General features: G+C 69.9%; 11 protein-coding genes. 4 read left to right on the forward strand and 7 right to left on the reverse strand.

Features of this window, described 5'->3' with window-relative positions:
* Positions 1-15: 15 nt before the first annotated feature.
* Genes KXD97_RS23095 through KXD97_RS23105 form a run of 3 tightly spaced genes read right to left on the reverse strand, consistent with a single transcriptional unit; the run spans position 16 to position 3,299 of the window.
* Complete coding sequence (locus tag KXD97_RS23095) at positions 16-906, reverse strand: 3-methyladenine DNA glycosylase (protein WP_260752701.1); 891 nt, start codon at positions 904-906, stop codon at positions 16-18.
* A complete protein-coding gene (locus KXD97_RS23100) occupies positions 884-1,951 on the reverse strand; it encodes a hemolysin family protein (RefSeq protein WP_260752702.1) in 1,068 nt (355 codons plus the stop codon). Before KXD97_RS23100 ends, KXD97_RS23095 begins: the two co-directional genes overlap by 23 nt.
* Complete coding sequence (locus tag KXD97_RS23105; RefSeq protein WP_260752703.1) at positions 1,944-3,299, reverse strand: hemolysin family protein; 1,356 nt, start codon at positions 3,297-3,299, stop codon at positions 1,944-1,946. The genes KXD97_RS23100 and KXD97_RS23105 overlap by 8 nt, the downstream gene beginning before the upstream one ends.
* Positions 3,300-3,607: 308 nt before the next feature.
* Between KXD97_RS23105 and KXD97_RS23110 the strand changes: the two genes are divergently transcribed.
* Genes KXD97_RS23110 through KXD97_RS23120 form a run of 3 tightly spaced genes read left to right on the forward strand, consistent with a single transcriptional unit; the run spans position 3,608 to position 7,273 of the window.
* Entirely contained in the window at positions 3,608-4,636 is a 1,029-nt protein-coding gene (locus KXD97_RS23110; protein WP_260752704.1) for an iron ABC transporter substrate-binding protein, read from the forward strand.
* Between the two features lie 5 nt (positions 4,637-4,641).
* On the forward strand, positions 4,642-6,198 hold the full coding sequence (locus KXD97_RS23115; RefSeq protein ID WP_260752705.1) for an iron ABC transporter permease: 1,557 nt from the start codon (positions 4,642-4,644) through the stop codon (positions 6,196-6,198).
* The gene (locus tag KXD97_RS23120) at positions 6,191-7,273 is read left to right on the forward strand and encodes an ABC transporter ATP-binding protein (protein ID WP_260752706.1); all 1,083 of its coding nucleotides are present in this window, start codon (positions 6,191-6,193) and stop codon (positions 7,271-7,273) included. The genes KXD97_RS23115 and KXD97_RS23120 overlap by 8 nt, the downstream gene beginning before the upstream one ends.
* Here KXD97_RS23120 and KXD97_RS23125 read toward each other — a convergent pair.
* The 4 genes from KXD97_RS23125 to KXD97_RS23140 all read right to left on the reverse strand — a co-directional run bounded on the left by KXD97_RS23125 (position 7,226) and on the right by KXD97_RS23140 (position 11,654).
* On the reverse strand, positions 7,226-8,662 hold the full coding sequence (locus KXD97_RS23125) for a GuaB1 family IMP dehydrogenase-related protein (protein WP_260752708.1): 1,437 nt from the start codon (positions 8,660-8,662) through the stop codon (positions 7,226-7,228). The two genes, KXD97_RS23120 and KXD97_RS23125, sit on opposite strands and share 48 nt — an antisense overlap.
* 100 nt (positions 8,663-8,762) lie before the next feature.
* Positions 8,763-10,232 carry an NADP-dependent phosphogluconate dehydrogenase gene (gene gndA / locus KXD97_RS23130; protein ID WP_260752710.1) on the reverse strand — a complete coding sequence of 490 codons (1,470 nt, stop codon included), beginning with the start codon at positions 10,230-10,232 and terminating at the stop codon, positions 8,763-8,765.
* A gap of 55 nt (positions 10,233-10,287) precedes the next feature.
* Entirely contained in the window at positions 10,288-11,223 is a 936-nt protein-coding gene (locus KXD97_RS23135) for a M56 family metallopeptidase (protein WP_260752711.1), read from the reverse strand.
* A gap of 14 nt (positions 11,224-11,237) precedes the next feature.
* Positions 11,238-11,654, reverse strand: coding sequence for a BlaI/MecI/CopY family transcriptional regulator (locus tag KXD97_RS23140; protein ID WP_260752712.1), 417 nt, complete (start codon positions 11,652-11,654; stop codon positions 11,238-11,240).
* A gap of 171 nt (positions 11,655-11,825) precedes the next feature.
* Here KXD97_RS23140 and KXD97_RS23145 point away from each other — a divergent pair, with 171 nt between their 5' ends.
* Positions 11,826-12,596: an iron reductase gene (locus tag KXD97_RS23145; RefSeq protein ID WP_260752713.1), complete on the forward strand. Its 771-nt coding sequence runs from the start codon at positions 11,826-11,828 to the stop codon at positions 12,594-12,596.
* The last annotated feature ends 98 nt before the right edge of the window (positions 12,597-12,694 follow it).

The raw sequence follows: 12,694 nt of genomic DNA on the forward strand, positions 1-12,694 counted from the left end.
CACCGGTAACAGGGCCTATGCCCCGGTGGCACGGTCCTGCAGCACCCGGGCGCGGTCCAGCAGCCGGGACCGCAGTGGTGCGGCCCGCGTACTGATCTCCTCCTGTGCGCGCGCGTATTCGCCTCTGCCGCCCGGTGTCTCGACCTCGATCGGGTCGAAGCCGTACGCGCGCAGATCATAGGGGCTGGCCCGCATGTCGAGCACCCGCGCGTCGAGGGCCAGCTCGAGACAGTCGAGCACCAGCCCCGATTCGATCAGCGGGCCCAATTTGACCGCCCACTTGTACAGATCCATGCCGGCATGCACGCAGCCCGGCTGCTCGGTGGCGATCTGCGTGTCGCGGGTCAGGTGCCGGGCGTTGCGACCCGCGGCGGGTTCGGTGAAGAAGCGGTACGCGTCGAAGTGGCTGCAGCGCAACGGCATCGACTCGAACACCGCGTCGGTGCCGGCTGCCGAAAGACGCAGCGGGACCCGGTCGTGGCGGACCTCGGCGGCCCGGTAGACCATCGCCCATTCGTGCAGCCCGAAGCAGTTGAACCGGGGCGGCCGCGCCGCGGTGGCCGCCAGCAGATCCGCGATGAACCTCACCGTGCCGCTGCGGCGGTGGAGATGGTCGCGTCCGACGGTCACCCCGCCGTCGTGGCGCACATAGCCGGTTCTGCCGAGATAGCGGTCGGCCTCGGGTCCGTCCAAGACCACCCCGAACCCGGGATGCCACATCCGCAGCCGCGGCGGACGCACGCTGTAGTAGGTGAACAGGAAGTCGTAGACCGGATGGGCCTGCCCGGTACGGCGGCGCCGCAGGTGAGGCGCCAGGATGTCGTCGGCACGGCGGGCGTGCGCGGCCGCGCATGGGATCCAGGCAGCCTCGGACAGACGGGTGTCAGATGCGGTGCGTGCTGTCACGGACGGTTCCCACCAGGTCCTCGACCAGGTCCTCCAGCGCCACCATCGCGGTCGCGGCGCCGTCGGCGGCGGTGACCAGCGCGAGATGGCTGTTGGTGCGCCGGAGCCGGGTCAGGGCGTCGGGCAGCGGCAGCGACGCCGGCACCTTCGGCAGTGGCCGCACCATCGACGTCTCGATCACCGCGGTGCTGTCCGCCTCCCCGTCGGCCATGATCAGCGGCAGCACATCCTTGATGTGCACGTAGCCGATGAAGGCGCCGTCGGTGTCGGTGACGGGGAACCGCGAGTAGCCGGTCTCCTTGAGTGCCTCCTCCAGCGCGGCGACCGTCGGTCCCGCGCCCTCACTGGCCACCGGGACGGCGCGGATCTCATGCAGCGGTATCGCGACGTCGTTGACCGCCCGGTTGCGGATCTGCAGCGCACGGGTGAGCCGGGTGTGCTCCTCCGGGTCGAGCAGCCCCTCCGACAGCGACTCGGCGATCATCTCGGACAACTCGACGGTGGAGACGGTGACGTCGAGCTCGTCTTTGGGTTCGACCCCGAACAGGCGCAGGGTCGTATTGGCGCACCAGTTGTAGAACGCGATAAACGGCCGGGCCAGGCGCATGTACACCAGGTACACCGGGATCAGCAGCATCGCGGTGGACTCGGGACCGGCGATCGCGATGTTCTTCGGCACCATCTCGCCGAGCAGCACGTGCAGCGTCACCACGATGGTCAGCGCCACCAGGAACGACACCGTGTGCAGCACGGGATCGGGAATGCCGAGCAGCGCGAACGGCATCTCCAGCAGGTGGGCCACCGCGGGTTCGGCGACCCGGCCGAGCAGGATCGAGCAGATCGTGATCCCGAGTTGGGAGCCCGCGAGCATCAGCGACAGGTGCTCGCCGGCCCTGATGACGGTCACCGCGCTGCGCTTGCCCTGTTCGGCCAGCGCCTCCAACCGGTCGCGGCGGGCCGAGATCAGTGAGAACTCCGAGGCGACGAAGAACGCGTTCGCCGCGAGCAGGACGAAGGTCAGCAGCACACCGAAGATGTCACCCATCGGCGGGCTCCTTGCGGCCGAGTTCGGTCAGGCGCAGCTGGTCGATGCGGCGCCCGTCCATCTTCACCACCGTGGCAAGCCACCGCACCGGATCCTCCAGCGCTCCGTCCGGGTCGAACGCGGTCAGCTCGACTGACTCGCCCTCCTCGGGGATGTGGCCGAGCTTCTCCAGCACCAGCCCGCCGATGGTCTCGTAATCACCCTCGGGCGCCCGGAACGCGGTGCCCTTGGCCACCTCGTCGATGCGCAGCAACGCCGACACCTGCCAGCCGCGGCCCGCCTGCACCACGTCGGGGGGTTCGACATCGTGCTCGTCGCGCACGTCACCGACGATCTCCTCGATCAGGTCCTCGACCGTCACCATCCCGGCGGTGCCGCCGTACTCGTCGACCACCAGCGCCGTCTGCAACCCGTTGGCCCGCACCTCCGACATCACCGCATCACCGTCCAGCGTCGACGGCACCTTGGTGACGGGCTGCGCCAGCGCCGACAGCCGGGTGGTTGCGCGTGCCGCGGCGGGCACGGCGAACACCTGCTTGACGTGCACTACGCCGATGGTCTCGTCGAGGTCACCGCGGATGACGGGGAACCGGGAGTGGCCGGTTCTGACCGCGGCCTCGCTGAGGTCGACCACGGTGGCGTCGGCGTCGAGGGTGTCGATCTTGGAGCGCGGTGTCATCAGCTCCTCGGCGGACCGGTTCCCGAACTGCAGAGAGCGGTCCACCAGCACTGCGGTCACCGGATCCAGCGCTCCGCTCTCGGCCGACGACCGCACCAGCGAGACGAGCTCCTGCGGTGAGCGTGCGGACCGAAGTTCCTCGGCCGGTTCGATGCCGAGCCGGCGCAGGATCCAGTTCGCGGTGCCGTTGGTCAGCTTGATCAGCGGCGTGGCCAGGAACGAGAACGCCAGCTGCAGCGGTGCCGACCAGCGCGCGGTCGGCACCGGGCGGGCCACCGCGAGATTCTTCGGGACCAGCTCACCGAACACCATCGAGATCGAGGTCGCGATCAGGATCGCCAGGGCGAGCGCCAGGCCGCCGACGAACCGCTCGGGGATACCGATGGCGGCGAGCCAGGGTTGGATCAGCCGTGCGACAACGGGTTCGGCCAGGAAACCGGTGGCCAGCGTGGTGATGGAGATTCCCACCTGCGCACCGGAGAGCTGTGTCGAGAGGGTGCGGTGGGCACGGCGCACCAACTGGTCGCGACGGTCGCCGGAGCGTGCGTTGGCCTCGACGGTGCTGCGTTCCAGCGCGGTCAACGAGAACTCGGCGGCGACGAAAACCGCCGTACCGGCGGTGAGCAGCACGAACGCGAACAGAGAGAGCAGCGAGGTGGCAACGTTCATCGCGATGCCCCGCAGCGCCTGCAGCCGGGTCCGAGGCCCGGCCGACTAGAGGAGGGCTCTGCCTCGCACGGGTCGAGGTCGGGTTGTCCGGCGAATGTGGCCGGCTCGGATGGACCTCCATCCAGTGCCTGCGGCACCTGGTCCCTTTCGTCTGAGATGGCTGACGCGCAGTGCATGCGTTGCGCGAATTCTGCTGAATGTCAACACATGCTAGCGGAATCCGGGCGCGCGCCCACGCTCCCTATTCGTTAGCCGGGCTAATTCGGAGCCAGTGGTACTTTCTACCAAAGATTGGAAAGGCGAACCTAATGTCGATGTCGTTCACCCGGTTGGCAGGCGCGCTCGCAGTGGTGGCCGCGATGCTGGCGTTCAGTGCGTGCAGCTCACAGCCCCAGGGCGAGGACTCCGACAAGATCGTCGTGTACTCGGGCCGCAGCGAGGAACTCGTCGCACCGCTGATGGAGCAGTTCACCGCCGACACCGGTATCGAGGTCGAGGCCAGGTACGCCGGTTCGGGGGAGATGGCCGCCCAGTTGATCACCGAGGGCGACAAGTCGCCGGCCGATGTCTTTCTGTCCCAGGACGCCGGCGCGCTGGGCGCGGTGTCGAAGGCCGGCCTGCTCGCGCCGATCGATGCCGAGACACTGGCGGCCGTGCCCGGCGAGTTCTCCGCCGCCGACGGCACCTGGGTGGGCGTGTCCGGGCGTGCCCGCGTCATCGTCTACAACCCGACGCTGGCGCCCAACCCGCCGGACACCATCGACGCACTGCTGGCCCCGGAGTGGAAGGGCAAGATCGGGTTCGCCCCGAGCAACGCGTCCTGGCAGGCGTTCGTGACCGGCCTGCGTGTGCTGCGCGGTGACGACGGTGCCGAGCAGTGGCTGCGGGCATTCAAGGCCCAGGATCCGCAGGCCTTCGAGAACAACGTCGCGGTCCGGGATGCGGTGGATTCCGGCCAGGTTCCGCTCGGCCTGGTCAATCACTACTACCTTTACGAGCTGATCCACTCCAAGGGCCCCGACGCCGTGGTGGCCGAGAACAAGTTCATGGCCCCCGGCGATCCCGGCGGCCTGATCAACGTCGCCGGGGTGGGTGTGCTCAAGGCGGCGCCCAACCCCGCCGGTGCGCAGCAGTTCGCGGCCTACCTGGTCGGCGAGTCGGCGCAGAAGTACTTCGCCCAGGAGACCGCCGAATACCCGCTCATCGCGTCGGTGGCGCCATCATCTGAGATGCCCCCGCTGGCCGATCTGAAGCCGCCGGCGGTGGACCTGTCGCAACTCGACGACATCGAGGCGACGCAGGAGTTGCTGGTGAACACCGGCCTCCTGACGAACTGACCTCGGTGGCGGTCACCGCCGCGGCCCGTTCGGCCCGCAGCCGCCCGCCGGCGCTGCTGCTGCTCCCTGCTTCTCTGGTCGCGGTCTGCACGTTGGTGCCGCTGGCGTACCTGGCCGAGCGCGCACTGGACCGCGGCTGGGGATTCGTCGTCGACGAGCTCGTGCAGCCGCGCACCGCGGCCCTGGTCGGCCGCTCGCTGGTGCTCGTCGCGGTCGTCACCGCCGCCTGCGTGGTCCTGGGGGTCGGACTGGCCGTGCTGGTCACCCGCACCGATCTGTGGGGGCGGCGCGGTCTGGCGGTGGCGCTGACGCTGCCGCTGGCGATGCCCAGCTACCTGCTCGCCTACCTGTGGGTGTCGGCGTTCCCGGCGATCACCGGTTTCTGGGGCGCTGCGCTGGTCCTCACCCTGGTCAGCTATCCGCTCGTACTGCTGACCACGATGGCGGCGCTGGCCCGCGTCGACCCGGCCCAGGAAGAGGTGGCGCGCTCGCTCGGGCTGGGTGGGGTCGCGGTGCTGTTCCGGGTCACACTGCGGCAGGCGCGCGCCGCGATCGCCGCCGGGGCGCTGCTCGTCGCGTTGTACGTGCTCAGCGATTTCGGCGCGGTCGCCGCGATGCGTTTCGAGGCGTTCACCTGGGTGATCTACGGCGCGTACCGCTCCGGGTTCAATCCGTCCCGGGCCGCGGTGCTCTCGCTGGTGTTGATGGTGTTCGCCGTGGCGCTGGTGGTGGCCGAGCACCGGGCGCGCGGACTCGCGGCGGCCTCGCGCCTCGGCGGCGGCGCACCGCGACCGGCGCCGCTGAACCGTCTGGGATCCTGGGGCCCGGTCTGGCTGATGGCGCCCGCGGCCGTGCTGGCCGCCGCTGTTGTCCTGCCGGGTGCCGAACTGGCGCAGTGGCTGCTCACCGCCGGCGCGACCTGGGACTTCGCCGAGTGGGCCGGCGCGCTCGGCGCGACGGTATGGTTGTCGGCCGCCGCCGCACTGGTGTCCACGGCCGCCGCGCTTCCGTTGGGAGTGCTCGCGGCCCGTCACCGCGACCGGGCGACCCGGCTGCTGGAGGGCGCGAGCTATGTCGCCCACGGCCTTCCGGCCATCGTCATCGCGATCTCGATGGTGTCCCTCGGCGTGCTGCTGCTGCGGCCGATCTACCAGCGCGAGCCGCTGCTGATCCTGGCCTATACCGTGCTGTTCGTGCCCATGGCCATCGGTTCGATCCGTGCCGCGGTGGAAGCCGCCCCGATCCGCCTGGAGGAGGTGGCGCGCTCACTCGGGCGCACACCCCTGCGCGCCTTCGGCACCGTGACCGCCCGCGTCGCGCTCCCGGGCATCTCGGCCGGTGCCGCCCTGGTGTTGTTGACCTGCATGAAAGAGCTTCCGGTGACGCTGCTGCTGCACCCGACCGGCACCGACACGCTGGCCACCCGGCTATGGAACTACAGCTCGGTCAGCAATTACGCGGCCGCCGCACCGTATGCGGCCGCGCTGTTGCTGTTCGCCGCGGTCCCCACGGCGCTGCTCGGGATGTGGGGCACCGACGAGGGGGCCGTGCGCAGTGACTGACCCGACCGCGGTCAGCGCGCGCGGACTCCACAAGTCGTTCGGCGAGCGCCGTGTGCTGCGCGGCGTCGACCTCGAGCTGGCCGCGGGGACCATCACCGCGGTTCTGGGGCCGTCGGGCTGCGGCAAGACGACGCTGCTGCGCATCCTGGCCGGATTCGAGGATCCCGACGCCGGGACGGTGAGGATCGCCGGCGAGACGGTGGCCGGGGACGGCCGAGTAGTGCCGGTGCACCGCCGTCGCGTCGGGCTGATGCCGCAGGAAGGAGCGTTGTTCCCGCACCTGAGCGTGGGGGAGAACATCGGGTTCGGGCTGGGCCGCATCCCCCGCGCGCAGGCGGCCGCCGAGATCGCCCACTGGCTGGACGTCGTCGGCCTGACCGGTCTGGCCGGAGCCCGGCCCCACGAGATCTCGGGGGGACAGCAGCAGCGGGTGGCGCTGGCGCGGGCATTGGCGGCCCGGCCGCGGGTGCTGCTGCTCGACGAGCCGTTCGCCGCGCTGGACGCCGGATTGCGGGTCCGAGTGCGCGAGGACATCGCGACGATCCTGCACGACACCGGGACCACCGCGCTGCTGGTCACCCACGACCAGGCCGAGGCGCTGTCGCTCGCCGACTCGGTGGCGCTGCTGATCGACGGTGTCGTCGCCCAGCACGGCGCGCCGAGCGACCTCTACGACTGTCCGGGCTCGCTGGCGACCGCACGGTTCCTCGGCAGCACCGTGGAGATCTCCGGGACCGTGGACGCCGGCATCGTGGACACCACGCTCGGCCCACTGCGGCTGCGTGACGTGGGCACCACCGCCGGTGCGGCGGTGGTGGTGCTGCGCCCCGAACAGCTCCGGTTCGGCACCGGCGCGTCCGGGGCGGCGGGACGGGTGACGGCGCGTCGGTTCTACGGCGCCGACACCGTCGTGCACGTCGAACTCGACGACGGCACCCGCCTGCAACTGCGCAGCCCGGGGCCGACCGCGCTGGACGACGGTGACGTCGTCACCGTGGAGGTCGCCGGTGAGGTGCTGGCCTACCCGTCACCAACCAGTGGGCAGCGGGTGTCCCTCGGCGAAACCGGCGGCTGACTGCACGCCGAGCACCGCTTTCTCGTGCAACTCCGGCAGCGTCGTCGCGCCGACGTAGGTGCAGGTGCTGCGAACCCCGGAGGTGATGTGGTCGAGCAGGTCCTCGACACCGCCCCGCACGGGGTCCAGGTTCATCCGCGACGAGGAGATGCCCTCTTCGAACAGCGCCTTGCGCGCCCGGTCGAACGCGCTGTCGCCGGCGGTGCGCGCCGCGACGGCACGCTTGGACGCCATGCCGTAACTCTCCTTGAAGGGTCGGTCGTCGCGGTCGTGCATCAGGTCGCCCGGCGACTCGTAGGTGCCGGCGAACCAGGATCCGATCATGACGTTCGACGCACCGGCGGCGATGGCCAGCGCCACGTCCCGCGGGTGCCGCACGCCACCGTCGGCCCACACGTGGCCGCCGAGTTCCCTTGCTGCCGCAGCACATTCGACCACGGCGGAGAACTGAGGCCGCCCGACGCCGGTCATCATCCTGGTGGTGCACATGGCGCCGGGCCCAACACCGACCTTGACGATCGACGCGCCCGCGTTGAGCAGGTCGCGGGTGCCTTGGGCCGACACCACGTTGCCCGCGGCCAGCGGCAGCCCCAGGTCGAGGGATGCCACCGTCTCGATCGTGTCGAGCATCTTCTGCTGGTGGCCGTGCGCGGTGTCGACCACGAGCAGGTCCACCCCGGCATCCGCCAGATCCCGCGCCTTGGCCCCGACGTCGCCGTTGATCCCGACCGCCGCGGCGATCCGCAGCCGGCCACGGGCGTCGACGGCGGGCCGGTAGATGCCGGCGCGCACGGCCCCGGTGCGGGTCAGGACGCCGGCCAGTGATCCGTCGGCCTCGGTCAGCACGGCGACGTCGATGTGGGCATGCTCGAGCAGGTCGAACACCTTGCGCGGATCGGTGCCGACCGGGGCGGTGACGAAATCTGAGATCGCGACGTCACGCACGCGGGTGAACCGGTCCACCCCCCCGCAGGACGCCTCGGTGACCAGCCCGATCGGCCGATTCTCGAAGACGACGACGGCCGCGCCGTGCGCCCGCTTGTGAATCAGCGCGTTCGCATCCGACACCGAGTCGTCGGGAGACAGGGTCACCGGGGTGTCGACCACGGTGTCGCGGCTCTTGACGAAGTCGACGGTGTGCTTGACCGCCGACAGCGGAAGGTCCTGCGGCAGCACCACCAGACCGCCGCGGCGGGCCACCGTCTCGGCCATACGCCGGCCGGCGACCGCAGTCATGTTCGCGACCACCACCGGAATCGTGGTGCCTGACCCGTCCACCGTCGACAGGTCCACGTCAAAGCGCGACAGCACCTCCGAGCGGCTCGGCACGACGAAGACGTCGTTGTAAGTCAGGTCGTACGGCGGCCGGTGCCCATCGAGAAATCTCACAAACCCGAGTCTAGTTGCGCGACTTTCCCCCGCGAGCAGACGCAAATTCGCGCGACATGCCGGCGACACGCCGGAGTATGTGTCTGCTCGCGCGCGGAAATTAGACCTCGACCTCGCTGCGGTCCCCGCTCCACAGGGTGTGGAACCGCTGGTCGCGGTCGGCGTCGATGCGCCCGTAGCTGTGCGCACCGAAGAAGTCGCGCAGCCCCTGGGTCAGCGCGGCGGGCAGTCGCTCGGTGCGCAGCCCGTCGTAGTAGGACAGCGCCGAGCTGAAGCCGGGAATCGGTATGCCGAGCTCGGTGGCCTTGACCACGACACGGCGCCAGCTGTCGATAGCGTTCTCGATCGCGTCGCGGAAGTACGGGTCCACGATCAACGTGGGCAGGTCGGGATCGTTGTCGAAGGCGTCGGTGATCCGGTTCAGGAATTTGGCCCGGATGATGCAGCCGCCTCGCCAGATCCTCGCCATGTCGCCGGGTGTGATGTCCCAGTCGTATTCGGCGCTGCCGGCCTGGATCTGGTTGAAGCCCTGCGCGTAGGCGATGATCTTCGACGCGTACAGCGCCTGCCGGATGTCCTCGGTGAACTGCTCTGCGGCTTCACCGTCTGCGGGCACCTGCCCGCCGAGGTCCCCGGACGCCAGCCCGGTGGTGGCCTTGCGCTGGGGGACCGAGCCCGACAGCGCGCGGGCGAACACCGCCTCGGCGATGCCGGTGACGGGCACGCCCAGGTCGAGGGCGGATTTGACCGTCCAGCGGCCGGTGCCCTTCTGCTCGGCCTCGTCGAGGATCAGGTCGACCAGCGGCTTGCCCGTCTTGGCGTCGATCTGGCGCAGCACCTTCGCGGTGATTTCGACCAGGAAGCTGTCGAGGTCTCCGGAGTTCCACTCGTCGAAGACGTCGGCGATCTCCGGCGCCGTCTTGCCGAGGCCGTCCCGCAGCAGCTGATAGGCCTCGCCGATGAGCTGCATGTCGGAGTACTCGATGCCGTTGTGCACCATCTTGACGAAGTGGCCGGCGCCGTCGCGGCCGATGTGGGTGCAGCACGGCACCCCGTCGACATGGGCGGATATCTCCTCCAGCAGCGGACCCAGCGAGGCGTAGGACTCCGCCGGACCGCCGGGCATGATCGACGGCCCGTTCAGCGCCCCCTCCTCACCACCGGAGATCCCGGCGCCGACGAAGTGCAGCCCGCGCTGGCGGATCGCCTTCTCGCGGCGGATGGTGTCGGTGTAGAGCGCGTTGCCGCCGTCGATGATGATGTCGCCTTCTTCCATGGCGTCGGCCAGCTCGTTGATCACGGCGTCGGTCGCCTCACCGGCCTTGACCATGATCAGCACCCGACGCGGCTTCTCCAGCGCGTCGAGGAACTCGGCGATGGTCTCGCTGCGGACGAAGGTGCCCTCGGATCCGTGCTCGGCCAGCAGCGCGTCGGTCTTGGCCACCGAGCGGTTGTGCAGTGCCACGGTGTAGCCGTGCCGCGCGAAGTTCCGCGCGATGTTCGACCCCATGACGGCCAGACCGGTGACGCCGATCTGCGCCGTCCCCGTAGTGGACTGCGACGAGCTCATGAACGGATCCCTTTCGTTCGTTGAATGCGGCACCGCAGAATCTACGGGGCCGCGTCTACGCCGAGAACAGCCGCTGGAGCTCGGTCAGCCACGGCACCGCCAGCGCGATGGTCGGCACCACCAGCACTGCAGCGGCGGTGGCGTACGCGGCGGCGGCCAGCGCCCTGCTGTTGGGCTCGCCGCCGAGCCGGCGTACCCGTACCACGGTCGTCTGCCCGCCGGCGGCCAGTGCGCCACGCGGTGCCCGAGCCGACGCGCACGCGACGAGCGCCCGCGCCAGCGGGGTCGGACCTTCGGCCCGCACCGCGGCGTCGTCGGCGAGAAGTTCGATCAGCAGCCGTACGGCGTGGAGCGCGTGCCCGCTGCGGACGAGGCGGGGGAAGGCGGCGTGCACCGCGGTGAACATCTCCAGCACCAGATCATGGCGAGCCCGCAGGTGCGCCTGTTCGTGCTCGAGGATCGCCGACATCTCGTTGTCCGACAACGCTTTCAAAGCACCCTCGCTGACGACCACGCGGCTGCGAACCCCGGGCAGGCAGTAGGCCAGCGGTTCGGCGACGTCGAGGATGCGCAGGCCGTTGCCGGCCCGGTGCCGGGGATCGAGGGAACCGACCAGGTCGACCACCATGCGGTGGTGGGCCCGGCGGCGGCGGGTGGCGATGGCGACCTGCAGCACCGACACGATCAACCGGGCGCCGATCATCAAGGTCAGGACGAAGACCACCACGTACGCGGTCCACAGCGGCCAGCCCAATACAGCGATCTCGCTGACGATGGTGGCAGTAGGCCTGCCGTCGGGCCCGGGCACGAACAGCCGGCTCGCGATCGCGATCCCGGCGGAGAATGCCGAGAGCACCGCGGCCAGCGCGATCGACTGCCAGAGCACGATCGCGGCGCGCGGCGCGCGCAGCGGCCACGAGGCCCGCGCCAGCATCGCAGGCACCGGCCCTGACAGCAGCAGGGCCACGACGGTGAAGGCCAGCGCGGACACGCTGTCAGTGTCTCTCAGCCGGTACCCGGATCGCCACCTGGCCCTCCGATGCGGTGCTTGTCTTCAAGCTCGGCCAGCGCGCGCCGAAGGGCGGCCGCCTCATCGGCGCCGACACGCTCCACAAAATGCACGAGCGCGGCCTCCCGGCTGCCCGAATCGGCGGCCTGGTCGAGGGCGTCCACCATCAGGCCCGCAACCAATTCATCCCGGCCGTGGGTCGGCGCATATCTGTGCGCGCGGTCGTCGCGGTGCTGCACCACGAGGTTCTTCTTCGCCAGGCGCTGCAGCACGGTCATGATCGTCGTATAGGCGAGGTCGCGGTGGGCAGCCAGGGCTTCGTGTACCTGGCGCACGGTTTGCGGCTCACCTGCGGACCACAAGTGGTCCATCACGGAACGCTCGAGTTCCCCGAGCCTCGTCAGCTTGGCCATCTTCCGTTCATCTCCTACCGGCAGTAGGACCAAAGCCTACTACGTGCTTACTACCGCGTGTCGTACCAGATGACGTCGCAGGCCAGGCGGCCGTGAGTCCGATCACACAGCCTGGCCGCATCGGGGCCTATGACTATAGTAAGGCTAACCTAACTCACGAACGGAGGTGTCATGACGGTTCTCGTCGAGGATCCGTTGATCGCGAGTATGGCGATCCGGCGCGCGCTGCCGATCCATGAATCGAGCCGCCGCCTGCGAGAGCTCTACCGCGAATGCCCGCGGGTCTACGGGGTCGCCGTGATGGGCGACCTCTCGCGGCGTCGCTGGTGGCCGCTGGCCGAAATCCTGACCACCGACCGTCTGCACGCCATGTTCGAGGCCGGCGTCGCCGAGACCGACAGCCCGTCTGCGGTGGCCCAGCAACTGGCTGCAACGTTCGCCCACGTCGTGGTCGGGCGAGTGGTCCCGCTGCTGGCGGTCGAGGGCCGCGCGTGGGACACCGGCCTGGAGAACCTCTGGGTCCATGTCGACTCCGAGGGCGCGATCGACTGGGTCGGCGTGGTGGATCCGACGCTGCGCGCGTTGCCCGGGGATCCGCACTTCACCCGGCGCGGCAACGGTGTTGCAGCCCAGGAGGGCATCGTCGCGCTGCCCAGCGAGGCCGCGCTGACCACCTGGGTCGCTCATCGCAGCCACTGCGCGCTCGGCCCCATCTTCGACAAGCTCGCCGCGGTCGGCGCCGGAACGATGAGCGTGCCGGCGATGTGGCATACCGTCGGCGCCACCGTGGTCAGCGCGGCGACTCAGATCCCGCTGCTGGCCGGCACCAGCGAGGTCGTCAGCATGCGCCGGGGACAGGCGGTGCTCGACGCGCTGGTCGGCTTCGGGCTGCCGGTGCGCGGCACCCCCCGGATGAATACCGGGAAGGTCTTGATTAATTAGGCAAGCCTTGCCTATTCTCTTGGTATCGGAACCAACGGACCGCGCCGGAGTCACTGAGGGCTGCAGAGACCCCCGGTCTCGATCGAAGGAAGGGCCCC

Source organism: Mycobacterium sp. SMC-8, from assembly GCF_025263565.1.
Taxonomy (GTDB): Bacteria; Actinomycetota; Actinomycetes; order Mycobacteriales; family Mycobacteriaceae; genus Mycobacterium.